Source organism: Streptosporangium sp. NPDC002721 (genome assembly GCF_042888905.1).
GTDB lineage: Bacteria > Actinomycetota > Actinomycetes > Streptosporangiales > Streptosporangiaceae > Streptosporangium.
The window spans coordinates 78,877-94,827 of record NZ_JBIAQI010000009.1; the positions used below are offsets into that span (position 1 = coordinate 78,877).

At 69.0% G+C, this 15,951-nt stretch carries 18 protein-coding genes and 1 pseudogene; 11 read left to right on the forward strand and 8 right to left on the reverse strand.

The window, feature by feature from the left end; translation table 11 throughout:
* The first annotated feature begins 34 nt into the window (after nt 1–34).
* Nucleotides 35–2,488, forward strand: a complete 2,454-nt coding sequence (locus ACFYWM_RS14225; RefSeq protein WP_389913820.1) for a lamin tail domain-containing protein — start codon at nt 35–37, stop codon at nt 2,486–2,488.
* A 99-nt stretch (nt 2,489–2,587) separates the two neighbouring features.
* Nucleotides 2,588–2,872: a putative quinol monooxygenase gene (locus ACFYWM_RS14230; RefSeq protein ID WP_389913823.1), complete on the forward strand. Its 285-nt coding sequence runs from the start codon at nt 2,588–2,590 to the stop codon at nt 2,870–2,872.
* Between the two features lie 40 nt (nt 2,873–2,912).
* On the opposite strand, the gene ACFYWM_RS14235 is transcribed toward ACFYWM_RS14230, so the two are convergent.
* Complete coding sequence (locus ACFYWM_RS14235; RefSeq protein WP_389913826.1) at nt 2,913–3,428, reverse strand: DUF4240 domain-containing protein; 516 nt, start codon at nt 3,426–3,428, stop codon at nt 2,913–2,915.
* Nucleotides 3,429–3,604: 176 nt separating this feature from the next.
* Between ACFYWM_RS14235 and ACFYWM_RS14240 the strand changes: the two genes are divergently transcribed.
* Entirely contained in the window at nt 3,605–4,756 is a 1,152-nt protein-coding gene (locus ACFYWM_RS14240) for an HNH endonuclease (protein WP_389913829.1), read from the forward strand.
* 133 nt (nt 4,757–4,889) lie between these two features.
* Here the strand turns inward: ACFYWM_RS14240 and ACFYWM_RS14245 are convergent, their stop codons facing one another.
* On the reverse strand, nt 4,890–5,477 hold the full coding sequence (locus ACFYWM_RS14245; protein WP_389913831.1) for a hypothetical protein: 588 nt from the start codon (nt 5,475–5,477) through the stop codon (nt 4,890–4,892).
* A 317-nt stretch (nt 5,478–5,794) separates the two neighbouring features.
* A complete protein-coding gene (locus ACFYWM_RS14250) occupies nt 5,795–6,331 on the reverse strand; it encodes an ATP-binding protein (protein ID WP_389913833.1) in 537 nt (178 codons plus the stop codon).
* Nucleotides 6,332–6,538: 207 nt separating this feature from the next.
* On the opposite strand from ACFYWM_RS14250, the gene ACFYWM_RS14255 reads away from it, so the two are divergent.
* On the forward strand, nt 6,539–7,918 hold the full coding sequence (locus ACFYWM_RS14255) for a hypothetical protein (protein WP_389913836.1): 1,380 nt from the start codon (nt 6,539–6,541) through the stop codon (nt 7,916–7,918).
* Here ACFYWM_RS14255 and ACFYWM_RS14260 read toward each other — a convergent pair.
* Nucleotides 7,912–8,841 carry a phosphotransferase enzyme family protein gene (locus tag ACFYWM_RS14260; RefSeq protein WP_389913839.1) on the reverse strand — a complete coding sequence of 310 codons (930 nt, stop codon included), beginning with the start codon at nt 8,839–8,841 and terminating at the stop codon, nt 7,912–7,914. The two genes, ACFYWM_RS14255 and ACFYWM_RS14260, sit on opposite strands and share 7 nt — an antisense overlap.
* Before the next feature lie 48 nt (nt 8,842–8,889).
* On the opposite strand from ACFYWM_RS14260, the gene ACFYWM_RS14265 reads away from it, so the two are divergent.
* The 4 genes from ACFYWM_RS14265 to ACFYWM_RS14280 all read left to right on the forward strand — a co-directional run bounded on the left by ACFYWM_RS14265 (nt 8,890) and on the right by ACFYWM_RS14280 (nt 10,797).
* Entirely contained in the window at nt 8,890–9,063 is a 174-nt protein-coding gene (locus ACFYWM_RS14265; protein WP_389913841.1) for a hypothetical protein, read from the forward strand.
* Between the two features lie 13 nt (nt 9,064–9,076).
* Complete coding sequence (locus ACFYWM_RS14270; protein ID WP_389913844.1) at nt 9,077–9,559, forward strand: DUF6879 family protein; 483 nt, start codon at nt 9,077–9,079, stop codon at nt 9,557–9,559.
* Between the two features lie 13 nt (nt 9,560–9,572).
* Nucleotides 9,573–10,424 (forward strand): helix-turn-helix domain-containing protein, encoded by an 852-nt coding sequence (locus ACFYWM_RS14275; RefSeq protein WP_389913846.1) that lies wholly within the window; start codon nt 9,573–9,575, stop codon nt 10,422–10,424.
* Nucleotides 10,425–10,494: 70 nt separating this feature from the next.
* The gene (locus tag ACFYWM_RS14280) at nt 10,495–10,797 is read left to right on the forward strand and encodes a nucleoside triphosphate pyrophosphohydrolase (protein WP_389913849.1); all 303 of its coding nucleotides are present in this window, start codon (nt 10,495–10,497) and stop codon (nt 10,795–10,797) included.
* A gap of 55 nt (nt 10,798–10,852) precedes the next feature.
* Here ACFYWM_RS14280 and ACFYWM_RS14285 read toward each other — a convergent pair whose 3' ends face one another.
* The 4 genes and pseudogenes from ACFYWM_RS14285 to ACFYWM_RS14300 all read right to left on the reverse strand — a co-directional run bounded on the left by ACFYWM_RS14285 (nt 10,853) and on the right by ACFYWM_RS14300 (nt 13,206).
* The gene (locus ACFYWM_RS14285) at nt 10,853–11,401 is read right to left on the reverse strand and encodes a hypothetical protein (RefSeq protein WP_389914456.1); all 549 of its coding nucleotides are present in this window, start codon (nt 11,399–11,401) and stop codon (nt 10,853–10,855) included.
* Nucleotides 11,402–11,457: 56 nt separating this feature from the next.
* Nucleotides 11,458–11,817 (reverse strand): annotated as a pseudogene (locus tag ACFYWM_RS14290) (SMI1/KNR4 family protein); the annotation flags it as partial.
* A gap of 127 nt (nt 11,818–11,944) precedes the next feature.
* Nucleotides 11,945–13,033: a winged helix DNA-binding domain-containing protein gene (locus ACFYWM_RS14295; RefSeq protein ID WP_389913852.1), complete on the reverse strand. Its 1,089-nt coding sequence runs from the start codon at nt 13,031–13,033 to the stop codon at nt 11,945–11,947.
* On the reverse strand, nt 13,030–13,206 hold the full coding sequence (locus ACFYWM_RS14300) for a hypothetical protein (RefSeq protein WP_389913855.1): 177 nt from the start codon (nt 13,204–13,206) through the stop codon (nt 13,030–13,032). The genes ACFYWM_RS14295 and ACFYWM_RS14300 overlap by 4 nt, the downstream gene beginning before the upstream one ends.
* 188 nt (nt 13,207–13,394) lie before the next feature.
* On the opposite strand from ACFYWM_RS14300, the gene ACFYWM_RS14305 reads away from it, so the two are divergent.
* The 3 genes from ACFYWM_RS14305 (at nt 13,395) to ACFYWM_RS14315 (ending at nt 15,919) form a co-directional block, all read left to right on the forward strand.
* On the forward strand, nt 13,395–14,231 hold the full coding sequence (locus ACFYWM_RS14305; protein WP_389913858.1) for an alpha/beta fold hydrolase: 837 nt from the start codon (nt 13,395–13,397) through the stop codon (nt 14,229–14,231).
* Nucleotides 14,224–14,787: a TetR/AcrR family transcriptional regulator gene (locus tag ACFYWM_RS14310; protein WP_389913861.1), complete on the forward strand. Its 564-nt coding sequence runs from the start codon at nt 14,224–14,226 to the stop codon at nt 14,785–14,787. Before ACFYWM_RS14305 ends, ACFYWM_RS14310 begins: the two co-directional genes overlap by 8 nt.
* Nucleotides 14,788–14,944: 157 nt before the next feature.
* Nucleotides 14,945–15,919, forward strand: a complete 975-nt coding sequence (locus tag ACFYWM_RS14315; protein ID WP_389913865.1) for a GNAT family N-acetyltransferase — start codon at nt 14,945–14,947, stop codon at nt 15,917–15,919.
* Nucleotides 15,920–15,951: the final 32 nt, after the last annotated feature.

Below are 15,951 nucleotides of genomic sequence, written 5' to 3' on the forward strand. Positions count from 1 at the left end.
GGGTAGAACTCAATCGATCTAGGAGTAACCTCCTGTGGCACCTCCCCGAGTGCGTCGGCTGATCACGGCCGCGAGTCTGTCGCTGGTGGTCGCGGCGACCATGACAGCACTGCCCCCCAGCACCGCGAACGCCCTCTCGTCCGACGTTGTCATCTCCGCCGTGTACGGCGGCGGCGGCAACTCCGGAGCGGTCTTCAAGAACGACTACATCGAGCTGGCCAACCTCACCGGCAGCCCCGTCGACGTCTCGGGCTGGAGCGTCCAGTACGCCTCCGCCGCGGGCACCGTCTTCCAGGTCACCGGGCTGACCGGCAGCATCCCCGCGAACGGCAGGTACCTCGTCCAGGAGGCCGCGGGCGCGGGCGGCTCCGTCTCGCTGCCCACCCCCGACGCCACCGGCTCGATCCCCATGTCGGGCACCTCCGGCGTCGTCGCCCTGGTCACCAACCAGACGCCGCTGGTGGGCTGCGGCATCTCGTGTTGGACCGCTCCGAACGTCAAGGACCTGGTCGGTTACGGCGCGACCGCGAACGTCGAGACCCTCGCCGCCCCCGCGCTCACCAACACCACGGCCGACGCCCGCACCGGGGCGATGACCGACACCGACAACAACGCCGTCGACTTCGTCTCCGGCGTGCCGAAGGCCACCAACTCCGCGGGCACCACGGTCACCGCGGGCGACCCGGGCGGTCCCGAGGACCCGACCCCCGGCAACACTCGCATCCACGACATCCAGGGCTCGGGCCGGATCTCCCCGATCGTCGGGCAGAACGTCACGAACGTCCCGGGCATCGTCACCGCCGTCCGGGTGACGGGCAACTCGCGCGGCTTCTGGTTCCAGGACCCGTCCGCCGACGCCGACCCCCTGACCAGCGAGGGCCTCTTCGTCTTCACCGGCTCCACGTCGCCGACGGTCGTCATCGGGGACTCGGTCCTGGTCTCCGGCCGCGTCACCGAGTACCGCCCGGCCACCGGCGCGCAGACCCTCACCGAGCTCGGTGGCGCGATCAGCACCGTCAGGCTCGGCGGCGGCAACGCGCTGCCCGCGCCCGTCCCCGTCGCCTTCCCCGACGCGTACACCAAGAGCGGCAGCCTGGAGGCCCAGCCCCTGGAGCCGTCCTCGTACGTGCTGGACTGGCTGGAGATCCACGAGGGCATGCGGATCACCGTCGCCCAGGAGACCCGCCTGGTCAGCCCGGTCAACACGGCGTTCTCCGAGCTCTGGGTGACGCTCAAGCCGGGCCAGAACCCGACCCCGCGCGGCGGTGTCGTCTACAAGGGGTACGACGACCCGAACAGCGGGCGGCTGCTGATCCTCTCGCTGAACGGCGGCGTGCCCGCCGCCAACGTCGGCTCCACGCTGGCGGCCGGGACCACCGGCCCGCTCGACTACCAGTCGTTCGGCGGCTACGTCCTGCTCGCCACCCAGCTCGGCACGATCACCGAGGGCGGGCTCAAGCGCCAGAAGGTGCTCCCGCCGAAGAAGCAGGGCGACCTGTCCGTCGCGACGTACAACGTCGAGAACCTCGCCGCCACCAACCCGGCCGCCAAGTTCGCACGGCTCGCCGAGGCGGTCGTCGACAACCTCGGCAAGCCCGACATCCTCGCCCTGGAGGAGATCCAGGACAACAACGGCGCCGTCAACAACGGCGTCGTCGCGGCCGACGAGACCGTCGCCAAGTTCATCGCGGCGATCCAGGCCGCGGGCGGACCCACGTACGACTGGCGCTCCGTCGACCCGAACAACGGGACCGACGGCGGCGAGCCGGGCGGCAACATCCGCCAGGTGTTCCTGTTCAACCCCGCGCGCGTGACGTTCGTCGACCGCCCCGGCGGCGACGCCGACACGGCCGTCTCCGTCGTCCGCGAGCGGCCGACCAGCAACCAGGTCTCCCTGTCGGTCTCACCCGGCCGCATCGACCCGGCCAGCGACGCCTGGACCTCCAGCCGCAAGCCGCTCGTCGGCGAGTTCCTCTACGACGGCGACAAGCAGCTGTTCGTCGTCGCCAACCACTTCAACTCCAAGGGCGGCGACGCCCCGCTGAGCGCGGCCGTGCAGCCTCCCGTCCGGAGCACCGAGGTCCAGCGGATCAAGCAGGCCGCCGAGGTCCGCGACTTCGTCAAGGACCTCTCCGTCAAGAGCGCCGGGCGCGCCGCCGTCGTCGTGCTGGGCGACATCAACGACTACCAGTTCAGCCCCGTCCTCGACACCCTCACCGAGAACGGCACCCTCCTCAAGACGCTGATCGACACCCTCCCCGCCGACCAGCGCTACAGCTACATCTTCGACGGAAACTCCCAGGTCCTCGACCACATCCTCATCAGCCCGGCCATCAAGGGCTACTCCTACGGCGTCGTCCACATCAACGCCGAGTTCTCCGACCAGGCCAGCGACCACGACCCCCAGATCGTCCGCATCCTCACCGGCTGCAACGTCGACCCCCTCCCCACCCGCTGCCGCCCCGGCAGCCCGGTGGTGGACGAGTAGTGACCCCCTGAAAGCGCCCGCCCCTCCGGGAGCGGGCGCTTTCCCCATTCCATTTCGTACGACGGTGATTCTGTCGGTGACGGACCGTACAGTGACGGCGTGATCATCATCTCCGGTTGGATCAGTGTCGACCCGGACGCCCGTGACGCCTACCTGCGAGGCTGTGTCAGCGTGGTCGAGCAGGCCCGCGCCTCGTCCGGCTGCCTCGACTTCGCACTCGGCGCAGACCTCGTCGAAGCCGGCCGGATCAACGTCCACGAGCGCTGGGAGTCGGAGGAGAGCCTCGACGCCTTCCGATCCTCCGGACCGAGCGACGACCAGACGTCGATGGTCCGCGACGCCGAGGTGCTCCGCTACCAGATCTCCGGCGTCGGTCCCGCCTGATCAGGCGGGCGACGGCGGTGGCCAGGGCAGGCGGCGGGTCTCAGCCAGGCCAGCCGGCCGGGTTCGAGCACGACTCGCGGGAGATCTTCGATCCGGTGTCCGGGAACGTTCCGTAGCGCTCGTGGTGCAGGTGGGCGAAGAAGTAACACATCTCCTCGCACTCGGCATCCGGCACGGCCTTCTTCGGGTCTTCGGCCACCGCGGCGTAGAAGTCGCGGCCCAGCGCGACGACGAAGCCACGTGCGTAGAGGAAGCCGTCGTCGGAACCGTCGGTGACCGCCTGGATGTCCGCGCGGTCGATGTCATAGAGCTTACGCTCGACCACCCGGTCAAGATCTGTCAGCTCGTCCCCGGACAACCCCTCGGCGAGGGAGCCGAGGTTACCCAGGAACTCCTCCAGAGCGGCTTCGACCACGGCGAGCGGTGGCTCGCCGTGAAGGTCCTCGTCAAGGCCGGGCGTCCGATGTGTCAGCGCCTGCCGGGCCTGGTCGACGTCCACCCCGAGCGGTGCCCAGGCCGCCTCCACCAGGCCCCAGAAACCTTCTTCGTCCTTCATCGGCTTCATGCTCGCCGCCACCTCTCATGACCAATCCCGCAATCTGTACGGCCTACAGAACCAGGAGCCACTGACAGTTAGCGTGAAGGTCTCTCTGCCGGCCGCTATGAGACAGGGACGTACGAGCCTTCTGAAATCGCATCGGTTCGCGCTAAGTCGACATATAGGCTCGCGGGGTGGCGCTTTCCGATCTTCGGCGTGAGATGGTGCTCGCCGCCATCGACGAATTCGACCGGCTGGGCCGTGACGCCTTTCTCGAGCTGTACGGCTACCGCCCCGCCATCGGCTATTTCCTCGTCCACGACGGCAAACGGTACGACTCCAAGGCGATCGCCGGGGTCGCCCACCGGGAAGTCGACGGCAGGCCCCTGCGTCCCGACGAGTTCTCCGGGGGGAACGCCACCGTAGCCCGGGTGCTAGGAGATCTGGGCTTTGAGATGACGAAACCGGGGCAAATTGTCGAGGTGTCCTCCATCGAAGACCTCATGCGGAAGGTCGAGTCGCTCAAGCCCGCCGTGTCTCCCGCGACCGGTGCGCAGAAACGGCACCAGCCGTTGACCCTGCTCTGGGCGATCGGCCGCGCGGCCCAGGGTAAGCCACGCCTGCGGCGGTGGGAGAGCACCTACCGCGAGCTCGGGCGGCTCATCGAGGAGTTCGGTCTCGAAGAGGACCGGCCCAACCCGGAGTTCCCCGTGCTGTGGCTCCACCACCACGGCCTCTGGGACCTGCCCGGCCACGCCGACGTACCGGCTGCCAGTGGTCGGCACGCGCAGAAGTGGATGAAAGAGCGTGAGCCGGACAGTGGCCTGCGGCCGTGGGCGTATGAGATCGTCACCGACCACGAGGACATCCGGGCCCGGATCGTCGTGAGGCTGCTCAGCGCGTACTTTCACGGCGTCGACCACAACAGGCTTCTCACCAGGGTCGGGCTGGACGCGATGTCCCCTCCGACCAGCCGTCGCGAGGCCGTCGTGGAGCGCGTCGTCCGCGACTCCCTGCTCGCCGACCAGATCAAGCGCGCGCACGACTTCCACTGCCAGATCTGCGGCGACCGTCTCGCCCTCCACCGGGGCTTCTACGCCGAGGGAGCCCACATCCGCCCGCTCGGAAAGCCGCACAACGGCCCCGACGAGCCCGGCAACCTGCTCTGCCTCTGCCCCAACCATCACGTCCTGTTCGACCGGGGGATGATCGCCATCCAGGCGGACCTCACGATGACGGACACGGGATCCGGCGTCTCGCTCGGCCGGCTCCGGGTCACCGAGAACCACGAGATCGGCCAAGAGCATCTGGACTACCACCGGAAGATCATCGCCGAGCGGAACTGAACCGGGATCCTTCCTCTCCACACCGAGCCGGAGGTGACGAACACCTGCGACTCGCCGGTCCGCGTCGCCGAGGAAGCCGACAAGGCTCTGTCATGCGCGAACGACTGACCGAGGGCCGGCCGCTCAGCCGTCGCTAGTCGCACGAGTCGCAAGTACCGGTCGAAGGAAGCTGTACGGAGCAGCGGGGACAGATGCGGGGAGGACTCTCCGCGCGTACGCGTCGGCGCTCGATGGCCGCCTGATACAGCGGGGCGAGCGCGGGAACGCCGCCATCGGCGGGCAGAGCGGCACCGAAGCGCCGGTAGCACTCCAGCCGGGCGCGGGCGGCGTGCTGCTCGCGATCTGGAACGCTGTCCGCCGGTGGCTCCCCGGCAACCTCAAGAACTTCCTTGTAGCCCTCGCCCACCATGCCGTCATCGGTGTGCACCACCAGAGCGGTGAGTTGCGGGTCGCCGCGGCGATGAGCCTCCCGGACCACCTTGCTCAGAACGGTTCCGATCCAGTTGTGGAGCAGAGTCCTGGTCCGGATACCCGTGCTCTCCTGGATTCTCTCGGCGAGTTCCTTGTAGGTGATGACCGCGTGATAGGTGCGCGCCACATCGACGAGCAAGGGGTAGGCCTCACGGGCCCAGATCTCCCGGGCCTCCGCCGCCGCCACGGGAGTGCCGTCAGATACGCGCCAATAGCCGTGTTGCGACATGCGTGGCTCTCCGAAGTTCACCGTGCGTACAGTCGTCCGGCGTCATCCTTCCGCGCGCTGCGCGAGTGCGTCATGAACTTGCTCGAGCTGTCATCGGCCGGTTACGTGACGCAGGCCGTCGAAGCCCTGACCTCGTTTTCCAGGTGCGGGTCAGGTGCCGCCGCTTCGTCGTGAGCGCTGGACTTCGTGGTCGTCGGTCGGAGTCAGCAGGTCTCGGACGTATCCGGTGTGGAGGAGGCCGGCGTCCCGGACGAGGGGGAACCAGGTCCGCGGACGCCGGCCTTCTGCACGGTCCACGCTCGGCACGGGGGAGCCGTCGGCGTGGACCGGCTCCGGGCTCAGCGGGGATCGGGGGACGATCCCGGCTGCCCGGAGGTTGGAAAGTCTTGCCCGGCCGGCAGGTCGAACCAGACCCCGGTGCCGAGCTGACCGGTCCCGCACAGGCGGGTCCATTGGGTGCCGCAGTGGCCGTGGGTGAGCTCGGCGACGATGCGCAGGCCCCGGCCGCCGAGTTCGAGGTCGTCGACGCGCTCGGGAATGTCCGGGGGGCGGTTCAGCAGGTGCTCGATGAGAGTGGTCCCGGCTCCGGCGTCGACAACCTCGGTGCGAACAGGTAGGCCGTGGTCGTACAGGAAACGAAGTTCGTAGGGGCCGGGGGCGTAGCGGGCGGCGTTGGTGACCAGCTCGGAGACCACGATCTCCAGCTCGTCGAGTACGTCCAGGTCCAGGGACGGTTTGGACAACTGCTCGCGGAACACTTCCCGCGCCCGCCGGGCCGGACTACCGGGAGGCAGGCACCAGGCGGTCATCCGGAAGCGTCCCAACGGTTTGCCGCGTTCATCGAAGGGCTGGGCGAGATTGTCGCCGTGTCTCATCGAGGTAAGAGGATCTTTGTTTGGAGATCCATCCATGGACGGCCGGGAATTAGAGAAATTCACTGGTTCATGCCATCCCTTCTTTTCGCGTTGCCGTAGACCGGGCCGGTAATCCCCGCTTGACTGGACGACACAAGGGTGCGTCCTTCTGAGGGCTTTCCCCAGTGCGCGCAAGGGGGCGCAGATGTGCACTCGGAAGGAGAGGGAGTGGCGGAGCAAGTGTCAAATGACCGATTGGCCCGACTTATTAAAGAAGCCGGGTTTTCTCGTAAATCGTTTGCTCGAACGATCCGAGACTCCTCGGAGAGCGCCGGGACTCCCATCAACTGCGATCACACGTCGGTGAGTCGATGGCTGAACGGTATGCAGCCTCGCGCTGACACCGCCGGGCTGATCATCGCGACGTTGAGCCGAACTTTGGGACGTACGATCGCCCTCTCCGACGCCGGTCTGACATCCTCGGCCAAGCTACCTGTGGATCTGGGGTTGTCCTATCCCGAAGCGTCGGCCGAAGGGATGGAGACGGTCATGCAATTGTGGCAGGCCGACCTCGACGAGGCATCGGTTGCACTCAACGGACAGATTCACGCACGAGCATGGAGTGACGCTTCCCTGGCCTGGCTCCTTGCGATGCCGCTGTCCGTCGATGAGAAAGGAAATCGAATAGGTGAGGCCGAAATCGCGCGATTCCGTGTCACGGTTGACCTGTTCGCACAGATGGACAACCGGTTCGGGGGTGAGCATGCGCGACGCTCTTTCGTTCACTACCTGAATACGGACGCCACCCGTCTCCTGGGTAGCCGGACCTCGGAGAGGAAAAGCCCTCACCTCATCTCCGCAGTGGCCGAAGCCACCCTCCTGGCGGCCTGGATGTCATATGACAGTGGCTTGCACGCTCTGGCCCAGCGCTACTTCATTCAAGCTCTCGGACTGGCCCAGGCAGCAGGCGACCGACTGCTGGCCGCCGGCGTTCTCGATGCCATGAGCCACCAGGCCACCTTCGTCGGCCGATACCGCGAAGCCGTCAACCTGGCCCGAGCAGCACGCCAGGGAACAGCAGGAGTGGCCACCCCGACGATGACCGCGCACTTCCACACGATGGAGGCCCGAGCGCTGGCAGGTCTGGGCGACGCCCCTGCCTGTGATCGCGCTCTGACCCAGGCCACACGGGAATTCGAGCGGCGGAATCCCGACGATGACCCGGCCTGGATCGGCTACTTCGACGAGACCGAACTCGCCGCCGAGTTCGGCCACTGCTTTCGTGACCTGGGACGCTCGGCAGCGGCCAACCAATACGTGACCCCGTGCGTCAGGAACGGCCGGGACGGCGAATATCTGCGTAGCGACTTCTTCGCAACGATGGTTCTCGCGGACGCGCACCTTGGCGCGGGGGAGGCAGAGCAGGCATGCACGATCGCGCTGGACGCGCTGAGATGCGGCGAGCAGCTACGCTCGGCCCGCTGTACGAGCTATCTTCGCAACTTCTCGGTACGGCTCGCCCCAGCGGTCACCTCCGCGCAGCTCGGAGACTTCTACGAACAAGCTGCGAATTTCTCCCTGTGGCAGCAGATGACGATGGCTCAGTAAGGCTCCCAATCGTCTCGTCCGGCGCCGGTCCTCAACGCTCGAATCCGCTTGCCTACCTCCAAAGCGGCTCGCTCGTCCTGACCGGCCTTCTGGCCGAGCCAGGTGACCATGAGAAACTCCCGGACATCGCCCAGGACCCGGTATCCGGGCCAGCGCATCACGTCGAAGCCGTAAGCCCGCGTGTAGGCGTCGTACTCCTGAGCGGTGTGCCAGCCGAAGCGGTCGTAGTAGATCGCGGTGAGGGTGAGATCCCACTCGCGAGGGCCCAACGCGAAACCGTCCAGGTCAAGTAACACCGGGCGGCCCGCACGGTCGCGGATGACGTTGCCCACGCTCGCGTCCCCATGGATCACACCATGGGGAAGCTCGAAGCTCAGGGCCGCGTAGTCATCGCGCAGTTGCGCGAGCCGCCCGCGCAGGAACGAGGCGTCCTCGGGGCTGAACCAGTCGTTGCCCGCGATCCGGTGCTCCACTCGCGAGAAAGGATCCAGCCGGGGAAGCCGTAATTTTGCCGGTGCTCCCATCTTGTGGAGCATGGCGAGCAGGGTGCCCAACTCGGCGGGCGAGGCGTAGTCCTCTACCTCGGAGACGGACTCCCAGAATGTGACGACGCGTCCATCCACGACGAGAGGCTGATCGGAAGGGAGTACACGAACGGCAGGGAAGCTCTCGACGGCCAGCCAGCGGGCTACCGCGACTTCCTTTCGAGCATCATCCATGTACGCCGCCGTCCGGCCGATGCGCGCGACCACGGGTGAAACCAGGCGATAGACCGCGTTCTCCCCGATCCGGATCAACCGGGCGTTCGACGGATCAAGTCCAACTCGTGCGCATGCTCGTAGGAGTGTGGTCTTGGTGCTCTCAGGAGTGAAGGGAGATCCGGGGTGATCAGCGGGCGATACGGCCGTTTGACTCTCGGTCATGAACCGAACGCTATCTCCTGCGTCGGGGACTGACTCCAGTACCCACAGATGGAATGGAAGGACACCGAGACCAGCGAGTATGTCCTTCAGGGGTATGTGGTGGCCGATCCGGCCGCTCTCGGTGTCGGTCCCATCCCCGACGGGGAGACGCTGATCCGGTTCCCCAAGCGCATGATGCGGTTCTTCCCGGAGGTGAACGGTGGCGGTCGGGCGGACGCTTGAGCAGTGGCTACGCGTGTGCGCACATTCCGCCCTGCATCTGGAGATGCGTGACGGCTACATGCTCGACGATCCCGACTACCGTGCCTGGCAGGCCGGTCACCGGATCGACCCGGACGATCGGGCTTCCTGGTGGCGGCCGTGGCTGCGGAACGTCGTCGACGCGACCGCTCGCGGTGTGGAGATGCGGCGCGCCCGGATCGTGTCCGAACCTCTCAGCCAGTACATCCGGTACGAATACGATGTCACCTTTCCCAACGTGCGTGCGGGGGAGCAGGTGCGCTGGTTGCCCCGGCACAGCACCACCGGTCTGGCGTTGCCCGGTAACGACTTCTGGCTGTTCGACGAGGAGACGTTGCTGGTCAGCCACTTCAGTGGCGACGGTGACAAGGTGGGGGCGGAGACCTTCACCGATCCGGATCTCGTGAGGTTCTGCGTCAAGGCGTTCGAGGCGGTGTGGGAGCGGGCCGTTCCCCATGGCGACTACCGGCCCGTCTGACCAGTAACGGATCATGCGTTCCTCGTCCTCCAGCGCGCACAAAGCGCTCGAAGCCCTCGGTGTGAAGTTGCGAGGCATCCGTCTTGATGCGGGACTTTCGGGGCGCGCTCTTGGGCATCTGACCGGTTGGCATTCCTCCAAGGTCAGCAAGATAGAACACGGCAGGCAGGCTCCCACGGCCGGTGACATCCGCGCGTGGTGCGAGCAGTGCGACGCCGGCGACCAGATCGCTGACCTGGTCGCCTCGCTACGGGCCGTCGAGGGCATGTTCGTGGAGTGGCGGCAGATGGAACGCACCGGTCTGCGACTCGCCCAGGAGGCCGTGTTACCCCTGTGGGAACGAACGCAGCGTTTCCGCATCTACTCTCCCCGGGTGGTCCCGGGGCCCTTGCAGACTCGCTCCTACATCGCGGCCGTGTTGACCGCGATCATGCGACGGCGATCTCTTCCGGATGACGTGGAAGCGGCCGTGCAGGTCCGCGTGGACAAGCAGAACGTCGTCCGTGAAGGAGCCCGTCGCTTCGCCGTTCTTCTGGAGGAGAACGTCCTGCGCCATCCCATCGGCGGGTCGGAGGTCATGGCGGGCCAGCTGGGACACCTGCTCACGGTGGGTGCGCTTCCCACGGTCTCGCTGGGCATCATTCCGCTCGGCGCTGACCGTTCGAACATCTGGCCTGTGGAGGGGTTCTGGATGTTCGACGACGCGGAGGTGACGGTCGAGCTCGTGTCCGGGCACTTGACGATCACCCAGCCGCGAGAGATCGCCATGTACGGTGACGTGTTCGCCGCGCTCGCCGAACTGGCGGTCTACGGTTCCGGCGCTCGCGCGCTGATCACATCGGCTATCGCGGCGTTGGATGAATGAGTGACACTTCTGGGTGCGGTCCATTTACGGGGATGTCAGTTGCGATGTATGCGCGAAGGAGTGGTCTGACGTGGGAAAACTCGTGCGGGACAGGATTCCGGAGATCATTCGTGCCGGTGGCGGGGAGCCGGTGGTGACCGTTCTCGGGGAGGCGGACTATCGCGAGGCGTTGCTGGAGAAGTTGTTCGAGGAGGCGGCGGAGCTTCGCGAGGCCCCGGCGGCCGGGGTGGCGGAGGAGATCGCCGACGTGCTCGAAGTGCTGCGGGCCGTCGCCACGGTGCACGGGTACGAGTGGGCGGACATCGAGAAGGTCGCGGAGGCCAAGCGGGCCGAGCGGGGGGCGTTCTCCGGGCGGATCCACCTCAAAGGGTGACCTGCTGAGGACGACACCGCGGAGCGTACGGCCAGGGACTGTCGTCGCAGCCAGGTCAGCCTGTGGTGATCGCGTCGAAGCGGGGCGCGTCGGTGGGGTGTCCCCAGTGGCGGCACTCCCAGGCCAGGCGCCCGGCGCGGAGTCGTAGCGCGACGGGGGTGCGGTCGGCCGGGCGTGGGTGGCCCGCCGATCGGAGTCCTCTTCCGAGCGGGGCGTCGGCGATCAGGCCCTCCTCGCGCAGGAACACGGCCTCCGCGAGCGCGAGGCGTACGGCCTCGTGGTCCCCGCCGGCGCCGACCGCGTGGGCCCGGGAGAGGAGGTCGCGGGCGTCGCCGTCGCGGCGTTCGTAGAGGGCGAGGTGGATCCGGCGGGCCAGCCGCAGGACCTTCACGGTTGGCTGCTCGTCACCGTCGGCGAGCGGAGGCGGAAGGAGGCCGAGCAGCCGCCGGTCGACGCTCCAGCCGGTCTCGTCGCGCACGGTGGCCTCGATCCGCTCGCCCAGCACCTCGCGCAGCGAGACCTCCAGCCAGTCGTGGTACCACGCGCCGAACGACTCGGCCTGCGGGGCGAGCGCCTCGCCGACGCATGTCCAGTCGCCCCACACCTGGCCCGAGGCCGGGGGCCGTTGACGACCAGGTGGGAGCGGTAGCCGCAGCCGTGCTCGGAGACCGGCAGCAGCCCCTCGAAGGCGGCTTCCATCGCGTTGTCGTAACCCTCGTCGTCCGCGGGCGGCTCCCACTCCTCCGTGAAGGGGAACGGGCCGAACCGCGTCCAGGAGCCGTCCGGCCGCACCCCGTGCACCCCGTAGTACGGGCCGGCGCCGCCGTTGCCGAGCCGGGTCAGGAACGTGCGGTAGTCGGCGGGAAGGCGCACCCCGATCCGCGTCTCGACGTCCTCCAGCGTGGCCTCGTCGAGCGGGGGCCGGAACCGGTAGCGGTGCTCGCGGGCGCCGAAGAGGCCGAGGTCCGTGTCGTATTCGCGGAGCGCGTCGATACCGCGCCGGATGACGTCAAGATCCACAGCGGCACCCTAACCCGGAGGCGGCCTGAACGCGGCGGGGCCCCGGTGACGGCCGTTCTTGGGCGCGGTTCTCGAAGGCGGGTCACGGCGGGCGCCCGTGCGGCGGTCGACGCCGGAGAAGGGAGGCTCAGGACGTCGGGTCGCCGCAGGACACCTTCTCGCCTCCCACGAACGGCAGCAGGCGCTCCGCCTCCTCCTCCAGGGCCGCCCGGTCGGTCGCGGACAGCGGGCGGAACGGGGTGAGGCGCAGGGTGCCGCCTTCGAGGGACCAGCTTCCGTGCACGAGGCCGTTCACGAGGAAGGTGGGCAGTACCCGTGCGTGGCCGGGCATCACGCGCTTTCGGTCCTCGTGGCCGATGACGCGGGTCCGGTCGGCGTGGCCGAGCAGGGCGTTGTCGAAGGCGGGCAGCAGGCGTACGGGCGCGGGCGTGTCGGGGTCGGGGAGTTCCGCGTCGGCCAGGTCGAACAGTTCCCTGCCGTCGGGGTCGCGGTAGTGGCGCAGTTCGGCGCGCATGCCGGAGACGATCTCGCCGAGGCGGGTCAGGCCGGACCAGGCCTGTACGTCCATGGTCGAGGCCGGGCCGAACGCCGCCAGGTAGCGGCGGATCAGGTCCTTGACGGTCGCCGGGGCCATGGGCCGGCCGAGCCAGGTCTCGGCGGGCGTGACGGAGACGGCCGGCCGGGTGCCCCAGGAGCCCCACGCGCCGGTGGCCGGGTTGTGGACGAGGGGGGCTCTGAGCTCGACCTCTCCGGCGAGTACGCGCCCGTCGCGGCCCGGATGGCGTTCGGCCAGCCCTCGGGCCAGCTCCTTTCGCGGGGTCGTACCGCCCGCCAGCAGTCCAAGGCCGGTGGCGACCAGCGAGGCGGTGTCCAGGCCCGCGCTGTTGCGGGCGAAGTACGCCGAGCGGGCGGCGCGGTCGAGCACGGGCTGCAGCGGCGGCCGCAGCCGGAGGTAGTCGTCGGCCGTGGCGAGGTGCTGGGTGCTACGGAGCAGGCCGGAGCGGACCACCTTGCGCTCCTGCAGCGGTGTGGTGAGCCGGGAGTGGGTGAAGTCGTGGATCCTGCTCCACAGCCCGACGTAGGGCCAGTTGGGCTCCTGCGCCTGCAGCGCGACCAGGCGCCCGATCACCTCCAGCGGGGTGCGGCCGGTGCGGGCCAGCAGGAACTGGCGATCCAGCAGGGCCCGGTTCAGGGTCCTGCGCGAGAGGGCCGTCATGACAGCCCCGCCGAGGACATCTGGAACAGGGACAGGGACGCCCGCGGCACGTCCTCGATCCCGCCCTTGACGACCGTCGGCGGGTGGACGAGGCGGCCGTCGCCCGGCCGGGTGCCGAGGTGTTCCCGCCGGGCGGCGACCCGCGCGGCCGGCCGGATCTCACGAGTGATCATTCCTGGGTCCTTAGGTCGTGTACGGCCTTCGAGATCGACCCTAAGGAGAATTCCGGTCACTTTCCGGCCGGAATTCCGGCTGAGGATGTTTGTTGGTTCCTCTGGCTGCGCCGGGGTCCCGTTGTTGACAGGGTTGGCTAATTGCTTTAGCTTTTGGCTAACAGCGTTAGCCAAACTTGGAGGATGTCATGACCGAGTACCTCGCCGTCGACGGCGGCACGATCGCCTACGAGGTGACGGGTTCCGGCCCGCTGGTGGTTCTCGCGCACGGGATGGGCGACAGCCGCGCCGCGTACCGTTTCACGGTCCCGTCGCTGGTGGCGGCGGGGTACCGGGTCGCGGCGGTCGATCTGCGCGGCTGCGGGGAGTCCAGCGTCGACTGGCCGGAGTGGAGTCGCACCGCCATCGCCGGCGACCTGCTCGCCGTGATCCGCCACCTGGGCGGCCCGGCCGTGATCGTCGGTCACTCGATCTCCGGCGGCGCCGCCACCATCGCCGCGGCGCGGGAGCCCTCGCTGGTCACCGCGGTCGTCGAGCTGGGGCCGTTCACCCGCAAGCAGTCGATCCGCCTCGGCGACCTGCGGGTGAGGCGCTTCCGGCGGGGCATCCTGCGGCTGCTCGGCGCGGGCGTGCTCGGCAGCGTGCCGCTCTGGCGCTCCTACCTCGACGTGGCCTACCCGGGCGTGAAGCCGGCCGACTGGACCGAGCGGCTCGGCCGCGTCGACTCCCTGATGCGCGAGCCGGGCCGGATGAAGGCCATGCAGGCCATGGGCCGCAGCGCCCCGGTCGACGCCGGCGCGCAGCTCGGCAACGTCCGCTGCCCGGTGCTGGTCGTGATGGGCACGCTCGACCCCGACTGGGCCGACCCGCACGCCGAGGGTTCGGCGATCGTCGACGCCCTGCCGTCCGGCCTCGGCCGCCTGGAGATGATCGAGGGCGCCGGGCACTACCCGCACGACCAGTACCCTGACCAGGTGGTCTCGCTCATTCTCGGCTTCCTCCGATCGGACGCCGCCCGTGCCTAGGGTCGGCCTCGACCCGGCGGCCGTGGTCGCGGCCGGTGCCGCCCTCGCCGACGAGGTGGGCCTCGCCAACCTGACGATGGGGTCGCTGGCCGAGCGGCTGGGCGTGCGCACCCCGTCCCTGTACAAGCACGTGGACGGACAGGAGGACCTCAACCGGCGCATCGCGGTCCTGGCGCTGAACGAGGCAGCCGACGCCGTCGGCGGCGCGGTCCAGGGGTACGCGGGCCGCGACGCCCTGGCGGCCGCGGCGCGAGCCTTCCGCGCCTTCGTCCTGGAGCACCCCGGCCGGTACGCCGCGACGATCGGCATGGAACCGTCCGGCCCCGACGATCCGGTGGCCGTGGCGAGCGGGCGGCTGCTCGGCGCGTTCACGGCGGTCCTGCGCGGCTACGAGATCAGGGAGCCCGACGTGACCCCCGCCCTGCGCACGCTCCGCAGCCTCTGCCACGGTTTCGCCACGTTGCAGTCGGCCAACGGCTTCCAGTGGAGCGCCGACGTCGACGAGAGCTTCGAGTGGCTGATCGCCTTCGCCGACCGGGGCCTGCGCGCCCTCTGAGGACGCCGCCGAGGAGGTCGTCCGAACTGCCTTCGCCGACCGTGCCTGCGCGCTCTTTGAGGACGCCGCCCCGACCGGCCGGGCACGTCCCGGCGGGCGGGGAGCGCGCCGGAAAACCGGTCGCCGCGTGGAGAGGCCCGCTTCTACGCTCGACACCATGACGTTCGAGTGGGCTCCGCTGACCGAGGACGACGTCGGGGCGTGGGCGGAGTTGCTGGCGGCGATCGACGAGGTGGACCAGGTCGGGGGGAGACAGACTCCCGACGACCTCGCCGAGGATCTCGCCAACCCGCTGCTCGACCCCGTCGAGGGCACGCTGGGGGCGTGGGAGTCCGGCCGGCTGGTCGCGTACGGGATGACCATGAGCCGGGCCGCGGCCGAGCCGGTCCACCGGATGAGCCTGTGGGGCGGGGTGCGTCCCGGCCACCGGCGCAGGGGACTGGGAGGCCACCTGCTGGAGTGGGCGATCGCCAACACCCCGGTGCTGCACGAGCGCCGCTTTTCCGGGCATCCGCTCGAACTCCACGTCGAGGTGGACAGCCGCAACGAGGGGTTGCTCGCGCTGGTCACCGGGGCGGGGATGAAGCCGGTCAGGTGGTTCTACGGGATGACCCTCGATCTGGGTGGCGAGCTGCCGGAGGTCTCGCCCCCTGAGGGGGTGGAGATCGTCACCTATCGCGACGACCTGGAGGACGCCGCCCGGGAGGTGCGCAACCGCTCGTTCGCCGACCACTGGGGGAGTGTCCAGCACACCCCGGAGTCCTGGCGGAGCAACATCGTCGGGGTGCGGGTGTTCCGGCCGGAGGGCTCCTTCGTCGCGCTGGACGCGTCGGGGGAGAGCGTGGGCGTCCTGCTCACCCACTACTTCGAGGCCGACACCGAGGCGACCGGGGTCCGCGAGGCGTGGATCCAGATCATCGGCACCTCGCGCGAGTGGCGCGGGCGCGGGGTGGCGAGCGCGCTGCTCGCGCACGCGCTGGGCGAGTTCCGCGCGCAGGGGTACGACACGGCGGGGCTGGGGGTGGACGCGGACAACCCGACCGGAGCCCTCGGCATCTACACCCGCGCGGGGTTCGAGATCGCGCGCCGTACGGCCGACCACGGGCTCACGCTGGTTCCCGCGGTGGGGTGACGGCCGCCGTCGCGGGACGCCCCCTGAGGAGG